The organism is Pseudonocardia sp. P-1 (assembly GCF_058111925.1).
Window position 1 is genome coordinate 2130629 of the sequence record NZ_CM176614.1, and the last position, 13703, is coordinate 2144331.

A 13703-nucleotide genomic window follows, 5' to 3' on the forward strand; every position below is an offset into this window, starting at 1 on the left:
CGTGGACTCCGAGACCCTGGAACGGGTGCGCGAGGTCGTCCGGTCGATCCCGCCCGGGCAGACCCTCAGCTACGGCGAGGTGGCCGAGCTGGCCGGGATCCGCTCGGCGCGCCTGGTCGGCCGGATCCTCGCCGAGGACGGCCACGACCTGCCGTGGCACCGGGTGCTGCGCTCCGACGGGCGCTCGGCCCCGCACATCGCCGCCGAGCAGGCGGCCCGGCTGCGGGCCGAGGGGATCCTGATGGTCGACGGCCGGCTGCCCCGTGAGCACCGCCGACGCTGAGCCGGCCCTCGACCGCCCCGGCGCGCCCTCCTCCCGGCCATGATCGCCTCCGCCTCCCGGGTGACGGTCTCGACCCGCAGCGCTACCACCTCGTCGCTCAGCGCGTGGGTCAGCGGCTGGGCGTCGGGGATCGAGCGGGCCCGGCGCCGTCCGGCTCTCCGACGACCCTGCCGCGACGACCACCGCTCTCGCGGCCGTGCTCGACGGCGGCCCCGCCGCCCGATCGAGGCGCACGTTCTCGCCCTCGCCGGGGCGGAAACGTGCGTCTCGATGCGCCGGGCGACGCTCGACGGGACTGCGAGGGTGCTGCGTATCGGTGAGCAGAGCAAAGGGGCGGCCGATCAGGGCGCCGCGCGGCCCTGCACCCAGGTCGCGTCACGGTCCTGGTCGTGCCCGACGTGCGCGACGAGCCCGTGCCCGCCGAACACCTGTGCCAGCACCGGAGCCTGGGCCGTGCCCGTCTCGATCAGCAGCGCCCCGCCCGGCGCGAGCCACTCCCCCGCCCCCGCGGCCACCCGGCGGGCCGGGTCGAGGCCGTCGCGGCCGCCGTCGAGCGCGGTGCGGGGCTCGTGGTCGCGGGCCTCCGGGGGCATCGAGCCGATCGCGCCGCTGGGCACGTAGGGGGTGTTCGCGACGAGCACGTCGACGCGTCCCCGCAGTCCGGTCGGCAGCGCGGCGAACAGGTCACCGGTGTGCACCGTCCCCACCCCGGCCAGGTTCTGCGCGGCACAGGCGGTCGCGACCGGATCCGCGTCGGCGGCGTGGAGGTCGACGGCGGCCCGGCGCGCGACGGCGACCCCGAGCGCCCCGCAGCCGCAGCACAGGTCGACCACGAGCGGGCGCCCGGGATGCGCGGAGCCCGGCAACGCGGCGACGGCCGCGTGCACCAGCGCCTCGCTGCGACGGCGCGGCACGAACACCCCCGGGGTGACCCGCACGGTCAGCCCGTCGAAGTCCACCCGGCCGAGGACGTGCTCGAGCGGCTCCCCGGCGATGCGGCGCCGGACCAGCACCTCCAGCTCCGGCCCGGCGGCCGCGGCGGCGAGCAGCGCGGCCTCGTCCTCGGCGAACACGCAGCCCGCCGCCCGCAGCCGGGGGACCAGGTCCGGGTCGGGCCGGGGCACGGTCAGGCCGCGAGCACCGCGGCGGCCCCGGCGGCGTAGCGCTTGAGGACGGCGGTCACCACGTCGTCGTGCACGCCCAGCGGGTCGGCGACGACGTCGGCCCCCGATCCGAGCAGCCGCGTCTGGAAGACACCGGGGGCCAGGAGCCAGGACGCGACCGCGACCCGCCGCTCCCCGGCGTCGTGCAGCCGGGCGACCAGCTCGGTCACCGACGGGCTGCCGGTGGCGGCGAACCCGACCGGGACCGGACGGCCGACCCGGCGGGCGAGCATTCCGGCGCTCGCGTGCACCTGCGCGACGGCGGACGGGTCCGACGAGCCGGCCGCGGCGAGGACGACGGCGTCGCCGTCGCGGTAGCCGGCCGTGCGCAGCCGGTCCAGGGCCGCGGCGGCGAGCAGCGGGTCGGGCCCCATGGAGCGGGTGACCGGGAACCGGGCCGGGTCGGCGCCGACCTCGGCGAGCTGGGCGGGCAGGTCGGTGCGCACGTGGTAGCCGGCGGCGAGGAACGCGGGGACGACGACGGCGCCGTCGTGGCCGCGGTCCCGCAGCCCGATCACGGCGTCGACGACCGTGGGACCGCGGACGTCGACGTAGCAGATCTCGACCTGCGGGCCATGTGCGGCGACGGCCGCGGCGAGCGACCGGATCACCGCGTCGGCGGCGTCGGAGCGCGACCCGTGCGCGACGAGGAGCAGCGGGAGCCCGGTCACCGGGTCACCTCCGGGTCCTCGGCGCAGTGCGCGCCGTGCTCGGGTTCGAGTGCGAGCCGGTAGCCGCGGCGCACCACGGTCTGCACCAGGCCGGGGACGCCGAGCGCCGCGCGGAGCCGGCCGATCGCGTTCTCGACGGCGTGCTCGTCGCCCGCCCCACCAGGCTGCGCGGCGAGCAGCTCGGCGCGGGACACGACCCGGCCGGGGCGCTTGGCGAGCAGCCGCAGCAGTGCCATGGGCGTCGGCGGGAGCGGGCACAGCGTGCCGTCGACGAGCACCGCGTGTCCGCGCACCTCCAGGTGGTGGCCGCCGACCGGGAGCCTGCGGGCGCGGGCCGGGGCGACGGACTCGCAGGTCCGCACCATCGCGCCGAGCCGGGAGCGCTGCGGCTGCACCGTCGGCACGTCGAGTGCCTCCAGCGGTGCCGCGGTGACCGGGCCGACGCACAGCGCCAGCACGGGGCCGCGCAGCGCGGTGAGCAGGCCCTCGCGCAGACCGCGCTCCCCGGCGCGGGCGAGGATCCCGGCCGCGGCGGGGGCGCTGGTGAACGACAGGACGTCGATCCCGCCGGCCAGGGTGGTGTCGATCAGCCGGTCCAGCGGGCCGAGGTCCAGCGGCGGTGCCCAGCGGTAGACCGGCACCGTGACGACCTCGGCGCCCGCCATCTCCAGGGCGTCGACGACGTCGGGCAGCGGCTCGCCGTGCAGCTGCACCGCGATCCGGCTGCCCTCGACGCCGCGGTCGAGCAGGTGCTCCAGCACCTCGGCGGTGGACTCCGACTCCGGGGACCAGGCGTCGACCAGGCCCGACGCGCGGATCGCGCCACGCGCCTTGGGGCCGCGGGCGAGCATCTCCGAGCGGCCGAGCGCGGCGAGCAGGTCCTCGCCCAGCCCCCAGCCGTCGGCGGCCTCGATCCAGCCGCGGTAGCCGATCCCGGTGGTCGCGACGGTGATGTCCGGTGGTGCCGCGACGAGCTCGCGGGTGCGGTTCTCGAGGTCGGCGTCGTCGGCGAGGGCCACGATGCGCAGCGCGGGCCCGTGCTGGACGGTCGCGCCGCGGCGCTCCAGCATCGTGGCGAGCTCCTCGGCGCGCCGGGCTGCGGTGACGCCGACGGTGAACCCGGCCAGCGGTGGCACCGGGGCCGCGTCGGGCGCGGCGGCGGTGTCTCGTGCGGCGGATCGGGTCACCGGTTCTCCGTTCCTCCGAAACCCCGGCCGGCCGGCGCGGAGGACGCGCGGAGGTCGCCGGGAGCGTCGCGGGTGGTGGTGGGCACGACGGTGCGGGAAGGCCCGTTCACCGTAGCCCGACCTGCAGCGCGTCGCCCATGACCCGCACCGCGAACGCGGGCAGGCTCACAGCGTCGCCGTCGGCACCGTCGAGGCAGCGGCCGTCACGCAGGGCGAAGACCTGCTTGTGGAGCGGCGAGGCAATGGTCGGTTCGCCGCCGCGGTCGCCGACGATGCCGCGCGAGACGACCGCGGCCCCGGTGAACGGGTCGATGTTGTCCAGGGCGTACACCGAGCCGTCGGCGAGACGGAACAACGCGACCTGGGTGTCGCCGAGGAGTGCGGCGACACCCCGGCCGGGCTGCAGCCGGTCCACCGGGCAGACGGTGAGCCAGCCGGTGGGCTCGGTCCCGGCCGGGGCGGGCGCGGTGGTCGTGGTGGTCGCGTCGAGCCGGGTGGTCATCGGGAGGACACCTCCGGGAGGCCGATCAGGACGGGCTCGTCGGGACGGCCGGGGGCCGGGACGTTCTGTCCCCGCTCCTCGACGAACCGGACGGTGGGGTCGGGGGTGTCGGGCGCGTTGACGAAGGAGACGAACCGCTCCAGCTTCTGCGGGTCGGCCAGGACGCCGGCCCACTCGTCGGCGTAGGAGTCGACGTGACGGGCCATCGCGGCGTCGAGCTCGCCGCAGATGCCGAGCGAGTCGTCGACGATCACGGCGCGCAGGTGGTCCAGCCCGCCCTCCATCGCCTCGATCCACGGCGCGGTGCGCTGCAGCCGCTCGGCGGTGCGGACGTAGAACATCAGGAACCGGTCGATCGTCCGGACCAGCGTCGCGGTGTCCACGTCGGACACGAGCAGCTCGGCGTGGCGCGGGGTGAAGCCGCCGTTGCCGCCGACGTAGAGGTTCCAGCCGTGCTCGGTGGCGATCACGCCGAAGTCCTTGGACCGGGCCTCGGCGCACTCGCGCGCGCAACCGGAGACGCCGGACTTGAGCTTGTGCGGGCTGCGCAGCCCGCGGTAGCGCAGCTCCAGCTCGACGGCGAGGCCGACCGAGTCCTGCACGCCGTAGCGGCACCAGGTCGTGCCGACGCACGACTTCACGGTGCGCAGCGACTTGCCGTAGGCGTGCCCGGACTCGAACCCGGCGTCGACCAGGCGGCGCCAGATCGCCGGCAGGTCCTCGACGCGGGCGCCGAACATGTCGATCCGCTGTCCACCGGTGATCTTGGTGTAGAGCCCGTAGTCGCGGGCGACCTCGCCGATGACGATCAGGCCCTCGGGGGTCACCTCGCCACCGGCGATCCGCGGCACCACCGAGTAGGTGCCGTTGCGCTGCATGTTCGCGAGGAAGTGGTCGTTGGTGTCCTGCAGGGTCGCGCGCTCGCCGTCGAGGACGTGCTCGTTGTAGAGCGTCGCGAGGATCGACCCGACGACCGGCTTGCAGATGTCGCAGCCCGACCCGCGGCCGTACCGGGAGATCAGCGCGGAGAACGAGGTGATGCCCGCCCCGGCGACGATCTCGAAGAGCTCGGCGCGGGAGTGGTCGAAGTGCTCGCACAGGGCCTTCGAGACCTCGACGCCCTGCTGGGCCAGGATCCGGGCGAGCGCCGGGACGCACGAGCCGCAGGTGGTACCGGCGCGGGTGCACGCCTTCAGCTCCGGCACTGTGTGCGCACCGTCGGCGATCGCCGCGCACAGCGTGCCCTTGGTGACGGCGTTGCACGAGCAGATCTGGGCCGAGTCCGGCAGTGCGGACGCGTCGGGCTCGGCGCCGCCCTTGGAGATGAGGGTGACCGGGTCGTCGGGCAGCCGGGACCCGACCAGCGGGCGCAGCGCGCCGTAGCGCGAGGCGTCGCCGACCAGGACACCGCCGAGCAGGGTGGACGCGTCGTCGGACACGACCAGCTTGGAGTAGGTCCCCTCGACCGGGTCGTTGACGACGATCTCCAGCGCGCCCTCGGTGACCGCGTGCGCGTCGCCGAAGCTGGCGACGTCGACGCCGAGCAGCTTGAGCTGGGTGGACATGTCCAGCTCCTCGGGCGTCATCCGGGCCTCGCCGCCGAGCAGCCGGTCCGCGACGACCTCGGCCATCGCGTAGCCGGGGGCGACCAGGCCGTAGGTGCGGCCCTCCAGCGCGGCGCACTCGCCGATCGCCCAGACGGCGTCGTCACGGGTCCGGCAGCGGTCGTCGACCCAGACGCCGCCGCGCTCGCCGACCGGCAGGCCGCAGTCGCGGGCGAGCTGGTCGGAGGCCCGGATGCCGGCGGAGAACACGACCAGGTCGGCGTCGAGCTCGACGCCGTCGGACAGCGTCCCGACCAGCCGGCCGCGGTCGGTGGACACCGCGGCCAGCGACACCCCGGTCCGCACGGCGATGCCCTGCGCGGTGACCAGCCGCTCGAGCAGCGCGCCGCCGCCCGCGTCGACCTGCACCGGCATCAGCCGCGGCGCGATCTCCACGACCTGCGGGGACAGCCCGAGCAGCCGCATCGCGCGCGCCGCCTCCAGGCCCAGCAGCCCGCCGCCGACGACGATCGCCGACGGCCGTCCCCTGCGGCCCGGGTCGTCGGCGGCGGCCGCGGCGGCCGCCTTGATCGCGTCGAGGTCGTCGAGGGTGCGGTAGACGAAGCACCCGGGCAGGTCCTTGCCGGGGACCGGCGGGACGAACGGGTAGGAGCCGGTGGCGAGCACCAGCGCGTCGTAGGTCAGGGTGCGGCCGGACGCGGTGGTGACGCGGCGGGCGTCGCGGTCGACCGTCGCGACGGCGTCACCGAGGTGGTAGGTCACCAGCGGGTCGCCGCGCAGCTCGTCGTCGTCGAGGCGCAGCTCCTCCTCGGAGCGTCCGTCCACGTAGGAGGACAGGGCGACCCGGTCGTAGGCGCGGCGGGTCTCCTCGCCGAGGACGGTGATCTCCCAGTCCCCGGCGGTGTCCCGGTCCCGCATCGCGGCGACGAGGCGGTGGCCCACCATGCCGTTCCCGACGACGACCAGACGACTCATGCTCTGCTCCTTCATGCCGCGCTCTCCTGCGGCGGGTCGATGTCGGCCAGCCAGTCCCGGATCCCGCAGACGACGTCGCGGCAGCTCCCGCAGCCGGTGGCGGCCCGGGTGCGCCGCGACAGCGCGTCGACGTCGTGGGCGCCCGCGCGCCACGCGGTGACCAGCGCGTTCTTGGTGACGCTGTTGCAGCGGCAGACCACGGCACTTCCCGGCATCCGGACCGGGTCGGTGGCGGGCGACGTCTCGCCGGGCAGGGCCCGGCCGAGCAGCAGCGCGAGCCGGTCGGAGGGAGCGGGGGCGCCGGAGTCGTAGAGCCCGGTGATCATGGCGGCGGCGTCTGGCAGTCCCATGAGGACGGCCCCGACGACGCGGTCGTCGCGCAGCGCGAGCACGCCGTAGCGGCCGCGGCGGGGGTCGGAGACACGCAGCTCCTCGTCGCCCGCGGTGGGGTCGCCGAGGGCGGCGAGGTCGATGCCGCGCGCCTTGAGCCGGGTGACCGGGCGGGTGCCGCGGTAGCGCGCGGCCGGGTCGGTGCCGGTCAGCAGGTCGGCGAGGACGGCGGCCTGCTCCCAGCCGGACTGCACGAGCCCGCCCGGGGCGCCGGCGTGCTGCGCGCAGTCGCCGAGGGCGTGCACCCGGCCGTCGGCGGTGGCGAGACGGTCGTCGACGAGGATCCCCCGGTCGACCGCGAGCCCGGCGTCGGCGGCCAGCCCGCTGTTCGCGCGCACCCCGGCGGCGACGACGACGTGGTCCGCGGCGATCCGGGAACCGTCGTCGCAGTCCAGGCCGGCCTCGGGGTCCCAGGCCTTGGCGCCGACACCGCAGCGGACGTCGACCCCGAGCCCGCGCAGCGCGGTCGCGAGCACCTCACCGGCGCCCGCGTCGAGCTGGCGCTCCATCAGGTGGGTGCGCGGGTGCACGAGGGTGACGGCGACACCGCGTCCGGCGAGCCCGCTGGCGGCCTCGACCCCGAGCAGCCCGCCCCCGACGACGGCGATCCGCGCGCCCGGCGCGGCCGCGTCGAGGATGCGCCCGCAGTCCTCGAGGTCGCGGAACAGGCTCACGCCGCGGGCCGGGACCTCCGGGGCCCCGGGGTCGGCGAGACCGTCGACCGGCGGCAGCCAGGCGCGGCAGCCGGTGGCGAGGACCAGCTCGTCGTAGGGGTGGACGGTGCCGTCGTCGGCGTGGACGACGCGCGCGGTCCGGTCGAGCGCCGTCGCCGCGACGCCGGTGTGCAGGGCGATGCCGTCGACGACGGGCAGCGCGACCATGGCGGGCCGCAGCCCGCCGGCGAGCACGGTGGACAGCAGCACCCGGTTGTACGCGGGGCGGGACTCCGCGCCGAGGACGGTGAGCGTCACCCGCTCGCCGTCCGGGTCGCGCCGGCGGACCTCCTCCACGAAACGGGCGCCGACCATGCCGTGCCCGATCACCACCACGCGCCTGCTCATGACACCGACGGTAGGAACGGGGGGTTACGGGCAGAACGCGGGCCATTGCACGGGCGTTACGAGGTCCTCATTCTCGGCGGGCGCCCTCCGTGAGCCGGGACCTCGCAGCGGTTCCTCCCCCTCGCAGCCTCTGCAGGGTCTGCGAGGTGGGGTGGGACCGTGCGAGGTGCGCCTGCGCAACGGCCGCGGAGCCCACCGTCCGCGCGGTGATCCGCAGAGCGCGCGGTGATCCGCAGAGCGCGCGGTGATCCGCAGAGCGCGCGGTGATCCGCAGAGCGCGCGGTGATCCGCTGCTCGCGCGTGTCCCGACGCGCGCGAGCAGCGGATCAGCGCGCGGACCGACCCGCGCCGGTGGGGCTCAGCTCGGCGGCGGTGCCGGATCCGTCGGACGGGTCCCGGTCCGTCGAGGCGGGTTCCAGCCGCACCGCGGCCACCTTGAACTCCGGCATCCGGCTCACCGGATCCAGGGCAGGGTTGGTGACGTTGTTCGCCGCCCCCGCCCCACCGAAGTGGAAGGGCAGGAACACCGTGTCCGGGCGCAGCGTGGTGACGCAGCGGACGCGCGCCGTCGTCGTCCCGCGGCGGGACACGACGTCGGCCAGGTCGCCGTCGCCGAGACCGTGCCGGGCGGCGGTGTCCGGGTGCACCTCCACGAAGACCTCCGGCGACACCTCCGCCAGCTCGGCGACCCGGCGGGTCTGCGCACCGGACTGGTAGTGCACCAGCACCCGGCCGGTCGTCACGGTCAGGGGAAAGCCGGCGTCCGTGCCCTCGTCCGGCTCGACGTGGTCGACCGGCAGCATCCGGGCGCGTCCGTCGGGGTGGCCGAAGCGCTCGGTGAACAGCCGCGGGGTCCCGGGGTGGTCGTCGGCGGGGACCGGCCAGTGCAGGGCCTCGCCCGCGTCGAGCCGGTCGTAGGACACGCCCGCGTAGTCGGCGATCCCACCGGCCGAGGCGCGCCCCAGCTCGTCGAACACGGTCCGCGGATCGGCGGGGAACTCCCCCGGCGCGTCGAGGGCCGCGGCCAGTCCCGCGATCACCTCGAGGTCGGTGCGCACCCCGGGCGGCGGGGCGAGCGCGCGACGGCGGCGCAGGACCCGTCCCTCCAGGTTGGTCATGGTCCCCTCCTCCTCGGCCCACTGGGCGACGGGGAGCAGGACGTCGGCGCGCAGCGCGGTCTCGCCGGGCAGCACGTCGGCAACGACGAGCAGATCCAGTGCGTCGAGCCGCTCGGCGACGGCGCGGGCGTCGGGCGCGGAGACGAGCACGTTCGAGCCGAACACCAGCAGCGCCTTCGGCCCGCCGGGGCGGCCGAGGGAGTCGAGGAGCTCGACGGCGCTGCGGCCGGGCCCGGGGATCGAGGGCTCGGGCACCCCCCACACCCGTGCGACGTGCGCGCGGGCGGCCGGATCGGTGATGTGCCGGTAGCCGGGGAGCTGGTCGGACTTCTGTCCGTGCTCGCGCCCGCCCTGGCCGTTGCCCTGCCCGGTGATCGTCCCGAACCCGGATCCGGGGCGGCCGGGCAGGCCGAGCGCCAGCGACAGGTTGATCCACGCGGCGACGGTGTCGACGCCGTGCGCGTGCTGCTCGGCGCCGCGCGCGGTGAGCACGTAGCGCCGCGTGGACTCCGCGAGCCAGCGCACGACGGTGCGCATGTCGGTGGCGGCGACGCCGCAGACCCGCTCCGCGCGCTCGGGCCACCACTGCGAGGCGATCGCCCAGACGTCGTCGAAACCGGTCGTCCGGTCGTCCACGTAGGACAGGTCGAGGTGCCCGTCGACGACGGCGGCGTGCAGCATCCCCAGCGCCAGGACCAGGTCGGTGCCCGGGCGCGGCGCCAGGTGCAGCCCGCCGGAGGCGAGCGCGCGCTCCGCGGTCGGGGTGCGCCGCGGGTCGACGACGACCAGGCGCGCGCCGGTCAGGTGCGACATCAGGGGCGGCATGGTCTCGGCGACGTTCGCGCCGGCGAGGACGACCAGCTCGGCGTCGTCGAGGTCGGTGACGGGGAACGGCAGCCCGCGGTCGACGCCGAAGGCCCGGTTGCCCGCGGCGGCCGCCGAGGACATGCAGAACCGTCCGTTGTAGTCGATCTGGCTGGTGCCCAGCGCGACCCGGGCGAACTTCCCGAGCAGGTAGGCCTTCTCGTTGGTCAGCCCGCCCGCGCCGAACACCGCGACCGAGTCGGGCCCGTGCTCGGCACGCAGCGCGGCGAGCCGCGCGGCGACGCCGGTGAGCGCGTCGTCCCAGCCGGTCTCGGCGAAACCGGCCGTCCGCGAGGTCCTGACCAGCGGCGACGTCAGGCGTTGCGGATGGGTGAGCAGAGCGCCGGAGGTCCAGCCCTTCTGGCACATGCCCCCGGCGTTGGTCGGGAAGTCACGGGCGTCGACCTCGCCGGACGGGCCGACCCACTGCCCGCACTGCAGGGCGCAGTACGGGCAGTGGGTGGCGGTCCGGTCGTCCGGACCCACGGCTCAGACCCGGGCCATCGCGGCGGCCTCGGTGCTCCCGACCAGGGCGGCGCGCGGGCGCAGGTACACCGCCCAGGTGACGCCGATGCAGAGGACGTAGAACGCCAGGAAGCTCCAGAACGCGGGCGTGCCGGACTGCACTGTCATGAACGACTGGCGGAAGGCGAGGTTGATGAACAGCCCGCCCAGCGCCCCGACCGCGCCGGCGATGCCGATGACCGCGCCGGAGAGCCGTCGCGCGGTGTCGAACGAGGTCCCGCGGTCCGCGCCCCCGGCGATCGCGACGCGCGCCCGCCCGGTGAAGATCGCCGGGATCATCTTGTAGGTCGACCCGTTGCCGACGCCGGACAGCGTGAACAGGGCGATGAAGCCGATCGTGAACAGCGTCAGCGACTCGATCCCCGAGGCGAAGATGATCACCAGCGTGGCGACGGCCATACCGACGAAGTTCCACAGCGTGACGACCGCACCGCCGAACCGGTCGGCGATCTTGCCGCCGTAGGGGCGGATCAGCGACCCGATGAGCGGGCCGATGAAGGTGACCGCGGCGGCCTGCAGCGGCGTCCGGTCGAACTGGTTCTGCAGGACCAGGCCGAAGGCGAACGAGTAGCCGATGAACGACCCGAACGTCCCGATGTAGAGGAACGACATGATCCAGGTCTGGCGGTCCCGGCAGGCCTCGGTGAAGGCGCCGGTGTCGTTGGACATCGCGGCGATGTTGTCCATCCGCTTCCACGCCAGGAACGCCGAGATCACGATGAACGGCAGGTAGACCGCCAGCAGCACCCGCGGGGAGCCTGCGCCGAGGGTGGCGATCACGAGCAGGCCGAGCAGCTGCGCGACCGGCACGCCGAGGTTGCCGCCGCCGGCGTTGAGCCCCAGCGCCCAGCCCTTCTCCTTCTCCGGGAAGAACGCGTTGATGTTCGCCATCGACGACGCGAAGTTGCCGCCGCCGACTCCGGCGACCGCGGCGACGACCAGCAGCGTCGTGTACGACACGCCCGGCTCCAGCACGACCATCGCCAGGATCGTGGGCACGATCAGCAACGACGCCGCGAAGATCGTCCAGTTGCGGCCGCCGAAGCGGGCGACGGCGAAGGTGTAGGGCAGCCGCAGGATCGACCCGACCAGCGTGGGTACGGCGACCAGGAAGAACTTCTGCGCCGCGGTGAACCCGTACTCGGGCCCCATGAACAGCACCAGGACCGACCAGATGGTCCAGATCGAGAAGCCGATGTGCTCGGAGAAGATCGACTGCCACAGGTTGCGACGGGCGATCGCCGAGCCGGTGCGCTGCCAGAACCCCTCGTCCTCGGGGTCCCAGTGGTCGATCCAGCGGCCGCCGATGCGGCGCCCCGGGGCAGAGGTGGTGGTCACGGATCGGTCTCCTGATCGCCGGCGGTCACGTCGTCGACGACGCTAGGGACCCCCAGTTTCCGACGGGTGGCCCCGTGTGACACCCCCGCAACGCTTGTCTCACACGGGTGTCGCGACGGCTGTGAGCCGCCCCGGCGCATCGGGACGCCGAGCGGGGCGTCGCAGAACGCGCCGCCCACCCGGTGGTGCACCGGGTCGGCCGGGGACGCAACGGCGTCCCCGTGTTCCCCGCGGCGCCGGTGAGCAGCGGCGTGCCGGGAGCGGCCCCGTCAGAGCCGGCGGCTGACCAGGCTCGCGACCCGCTCGATCCCGGTGAGCGACTCGGTCGTCGCGTCCGGGTGCTGGGCGTGCAGGGCCAGCCGGTAGAGCACCGCCCGCAGCAGCGACTGCGGCCACTCGGGCAGCTCCGACCAGCGCTCGATCAGCTCCTCGTCGGCACCGCCCCAGGCGACCGCGTCGACGACGACGACCGCCGCCGCCCACTCCGCGGGCCGCCAGAACGGCACGAGGTCGAGCACCGCGGGCCGCCCCGTCGGGTCGAACAGCATGGCGCCGAACAGCTCGCCGTGCACGACCTGCGGGGTGAGCCGGATCGTGCGGCGGTGCGCGGCGAGCTCGGCGAACAGCCGGCCGCCGGTCTCGGGGTGCAGGTCCAGGCGGCGCTCGCCGAACGCAGCGGCCGCGGACCGGGACAGCAGGTCGTCGCGGTCGTCGAGCAGGCGCGGGCGCAGCACGGTCGCGGTGGCGGCGTGCAGCCGCAGCGACGCGGCGACGACCTCGTCGTGCCGCGGCTCGGGGACGCCGGGCACGTGCCGGGACGCGGCCCAGCCGCCCACGACCCACCGGCCGTCCGAGCTGCGGACGGGGCGGGCGAGGCGGACGCCGTCGACCTCGAGGTTCTCCAGGACCGTCGCCGACCAGGCGGCGACGACGTGGTCGGACACCGGCCGCAGCAGCACGTCGCCGCACTGCCAGGCCCGCTGGCCCGCCCACACGACGGGACGGGGGGACGTCTCGCGCACGCCGAAGGCGGTGCGGACGTGCTCGGGCAGGACGCTCGCGGCCGGCGCGGTGGCGAGCGTGCGGGCAGCGGTCACAGCGTGGACGGTACCCGCGTCACCGGCCCGCGTTCGTCGCGCCACGCCCGAACCGCGCGACGCGCCACGACCGATCGGGTGAACGGTGGACCGATCGGGGCCGGTGGGGCGGGGCGGGCGGGGCCGTCGGCCGGGTGAGGCGGTCGATCCCGTGACACGGCCGGCACGGTGACACGGCCCGGTGACACGGCCGGCCCGGGTGACCGGCCGTGGGAGCCGGCCACCGCGGGCGACACCGTCAGTACCAGGAGCTGCCGCCGCCCGAGTCCGACCCCGAGTCCGACCCGGACGACCGTGAGCCGGAGTCCGAGGACGAGGAGCGGGAGTCGTCCGAGCCGCTGCTCCGCGACGACCCCGAGTCCGACGACCCCGAGTCCGACGACCCCGAGTCCGAGGAGGACGAGGAGCCCGAGCCGGACGACCGGGACGACGACGAGCCCGAGTCCGACGACCGGGCGGACGAACCGGAGTCCGAGGACCGGGACGACCGCGACCCCGAGGATCCGGAGTCGGAGTCCGATCCGGAGGAGCGGGAGCCGGAGGACCGCGAGTCCGATCCCGAGCCGTCGGAGGAGCCGGACGAGCCGCCGGACCGGGCCCCGGAGGACCCGCTGCGCTCGGCCATCTGCTCCGCCGCCTGCCGGTCGGCCTCCGCCAGCACCGGCGCCGCCGCCTCCCGCCCCATGGCGGACTCGACGTAGGACCCGGCCACGGCGCTGACGATGCCGCCGGAGCCGCGGCTCCCGCCGGACCCCTGCGCTCCCGAGCCGGAGCGCTCCGTGCCGGGCTCTCCGCCGGGGCGGTCGACGCGGGCGGGCTCGCAGGGGACGCGGCCGCGCGCGGCGCGGGCTCCTCCCGCGGCGCGGGGTCCTTCCGCGGCGCGGGGGCGGACCGGGCGGGGGCCTCGTCGGACGGACCGGAGGAGCCGGCGTCCGAGCCGCCGGAACCCGAGCCGGACTTCTTC

At 75.7% G+C, this 13703-nt stretch carries 11 protein-coding genes; 2 read left to right on the forward strand and 9 right to left on the reverse strand.

Annotated elements, in window-relative coordinates:
* Nucleotide 1: 1 nt before the first annotated feature.
* The gene (locus tag AC0GKK_RS10210) at nucleotides 2-283 is read left to right on the forward strand and encodes an MGMT family protein (RefSeq protein ID WP_073578330.1); all 282 of its coding nucleotides are present in this window, start codon (nucleotides 2-4) and stop codon (nucleotides 281-283) included.
* 341 nt (nucleotides 284-624) lie between these two features.
* Here AC0GKK_RS10210 and AC0GKK_RS10215 read toward each other — a convergent pair whose 3' ends face one another.
* From AC0GKK_RS10215 to AC0GKK_RS10255, 9 genes are all read right to left on the reverse strand, one after another.
* Nucleotides 625-1407, reverse strand: a complete 783-nt coding sequence (locus AC0GKK_RS10215) for a putative protein N(5)-glutamine methyltransferase (protein WP_489883681.1) — start codon at nucleotides 1405-1407, stop codon at nucleotides 625-627.
* Nucleotides 1408-1409: 2 nt separating this feature from the next.
* On the reverse strand, nucleotides 1410-2117 hold the full coding sequence (locus AC0GKK_RS10220) for a sirohydrochlorin chelatase (RefSeq protein WP_476653922.1): 708 nt from the start codon (nucleotides 2115-2117) through the stop codon (nucleotides 1410-1412).
* Entirely contained in the window at nucleotides 2114-3304 is a 1191-nt protein-coding gene (locus AC0GKK_RS10225) for a uroporphyrinogen-III synthase (protein WP_482636653.1), read from the reverse strand. Before AC0GKK_RS10225 ends, AC0GKK_RS10220 begins: the two co-directional genes overlap by 4 nt.
* Before the next feature lie 106 nt (nucleotides 3305-3410).
* The gene (nirD, locus tag AC0GKK_RS10230) at nucleotides 3411-3806 is read right to left on the reverse strand and encodes a nitrite reductase small subunit NirD (RefSeq protein ID WP_405419088.1); all 396 of its coding nucleotides are present in this window, start codon (nucleotides 3804-3806) and stop codon (nucleotides 3411-3413) included.
* Nucleotides 3803-6346: a nitrite reductase large subunit NirB gene (gene nirB / locus AC0GKK_RS10235; protein ID WP_476653919.1), complete on the reverse strand. Its 2544-nt coding sequence runs from the start codon at nucleotides 6344-6346 to the stop codon at nucleotides 3803-3805. The genes nirD and nirB overlap by 4 nt, the downstream gene beginning before the upstream one ends.
* Nucleotides 6347-6357: 11 nt before the next feature.
* A complete protein-coding gene (locus AC0GKK_RS10240; protein WP_489883682.1) occupies nucleotides 6358-7797 on the reverse strand; it encodes an FAD-dependent oxidoreductase in 1440 nt (479 codons plus the stop codon).
* Nucleotides 7798-8123: 326 nt separating this feature from the next.
* The gene (locus tag AC0GKK_RS10245) at nucleotides 8124-10265 is read right to left on the reverse strand and encodes a molybdopterin oxidoreductase family protein (protein WP_489883683.1); all 2142 of its coding nucleotides are present in this window, start codon (nucleotides 10263-10265) and stop codon (nucleotides 8124-8126) included.
* Between the two features lie 3 nt (nucleotides 10266-10268).
* Entirely contained in the window at nucleotides 10269-11642 is a 1374-nt protein-coding gene (locus tag AC0GKK_RS10250; protein WP_489883684.1) for a nitrate/nitrite transporter, read from the reverse strand.
* A 269-nt stretch (nucleotides 11643-11911) separates the two neighbouring features.
* On the reverse strand, nucleotides 11912-12739 hold the full coding sequence (locus AC0GKK_RS10255; protein ID WP_083474553.1) for a TIGR02569 family protein: 828 nt from the start codon (nucleotides 12737-12739) through the stop codon (nucleotides 11912-11914).
* A gap of 209 nt (nucleotides 12740-12948) precedes the next feature.
* On the opposite strand from AC0GKK_RS10255, the gene AC0GKK_RS10260 reads away from it, so the two are divergent.
* Nucleotides 12949-13440 (forward strand): hypothetical protein, encoded by a 492-nt coding sequence (locus AC0GKK_RS10260; protein ID WP_489883685.1) that lies wholly within the window; start codon nucleotides 12949-12951, stop codon nucleotides 13438-13440.
* Nucleotides 13441-13703 lie beyond the last annotated feature (263 nt).

Excerpts from the sequence above, each read along its gene's own strand:
- AC0GKK_RS10240 (WP_489883682.1), bottom strand. The coding sequence starts at position 7,797 with ATGAGCAGGCGCGTGGTGGTGATCGGGCACGGCATGGTCGGCGCCCGT.
- nirD (WP_405419088.1), bottom strand. The coding sequence starts at position 3,806 with ATGACCACCCGGCTCGACGCGACCACCACGACCACCGCGCCCGCCCCG.
- nirB (WP_476653919.1), bottom strand. The coding sequence starts at position 6,346 with ATGAGTCGTCTGGTCGTCGTCGGGAACGGCATGGTGGGCCACCGCCTC.